The sequence below is a fragment of the Sodalis sp. dw_96 genome (genome assembly GCF_018449575.1).
In the GTDB taxonomy this organism is placed as follows: Bacteria; Pseudomonadota; Gammaproteobacteria; order Enterobacterales; family Enterobacteriaceae; genus Acerihabitans.
In genome coordinates, this window is record NZ_JAAVUT010000057.1 from 1 (window position 1) to 1,041 (window position 1,041).

Below are 1,041 nucleotides of genomic sequence, written 5' to 3' on the forward strand. Positions count from 1 at the left end.
GGCTGAGCGGTGCGGCAGCGGGTTCGGGGCTGGGCCTGTGGCTGGGTGAGATACCGGATGCGGGTATTGAGGAAAAAGCCCGGCTTGCAGGGGATATCGCGAAAGGGAATGCTAAAGTCTCTGCCGGTATCGCCAATGCCGCAGGCGTCGCGATGTTGCCGGGTGCGGGTCAGGCCCTATGGGGGCTTGGTGCAGCGGCCAATGCCGGTGTCCGTTATCTGGACGGTAAGCCGGTCGATCCGGTGAGCGCAACGGTGGCAGGTTGGGTAAACGTCGCGAGTATGGGAAGCGGGCTCGCAGGAACCATAGGCTGGAACGTGGCTGGCGGTGCTTTAACCAGTTCGATTAACGGTGAAGATCCGCTGACTGCATCTATCACAAGTGGCGTAGGCGCTGCTTTTGGATATGGGCTCGGCCTAGTAGCAAAAGTTGGTGTAAATGCTACTGGTAAATATCTTACACAGGGATTTGATCCGAAATTTCATCCTGAACTTCTGAAATATACTGAGGTTAAGGGTCAACTAGGAATATCGAAAGAAATGTTACCTAGTAAAATTCCTAGCGCTGTTGGAAATGTGACTTCATCTATTAGTACGGAAATGGGCACAGATACATCGGAGAAATTAATCAAAAAGGTGGAAAACAATGGAAATTTACCACCCAAATAAATTAATGCTAAGCATATTGCTTTCGGTGCTAATTATCTGTTTGGTTGTTATTGCTGTGATCTCCGCTAGCTTAATCACTAAGGTCTTTTTTTCCGGAATATTGTGGATATCAAGCGGTGAATTCGATATGACGCTGCACGATGTGTGGCGTATTACAAAAATGGGCATTGGCGGAGGCGGAATAATGGGAGTCGGTATAGTTTTACTCCGTCTCTTCAAAGTAAAAGGCTTTTAGCCTAACTTCTTGCTTGCCTTATATATCCCGGCACCTGAGCCGGGGTTTTATCTAACACGTCAGCTCGTTAATCCGCCTCAGTCAATATCACCAGCCTTCCCGGCTCCACCATCACCCGCACGGCTTGATCGGTGGAAA

The 1,041-nt window shown here is 49.6% G+C and carries 2 protein-coding genes; both read left to right on the top strand.

What is annotated here, in order from left to right; all coding sequences use genetic code 11:
• A partial coding sequence (locus HB631_RS26750; RefSeq protein WP_255557342.1) for a hypothetical protein occupies positions 1 to 668 on the top strand: 668 nt, incomplete at its 5' end.
• A complete protein-coding gene (locus HB631_RS26755) occupies positions 646 to 903 on the top strand; it encodes a hypothetical protein (protein WP_213994207.1) in 258 nt (85 codons plus the stop codon). The genes HB631_RS26750 and HB631_RS26755, both read left to right, overlap by 23 nt.
• Positions 904 to 1,041 lie beyond the last annotated feature (138 nt).

Coding starts and splice junctions, on each gene's coding strand:
- HB631_RS26755 (WP_213994207.1), top strand. CDS start 646: ATGGAAATTTACCACCCAAATAAATTAATGCTAAGCATATTGCTTTCG.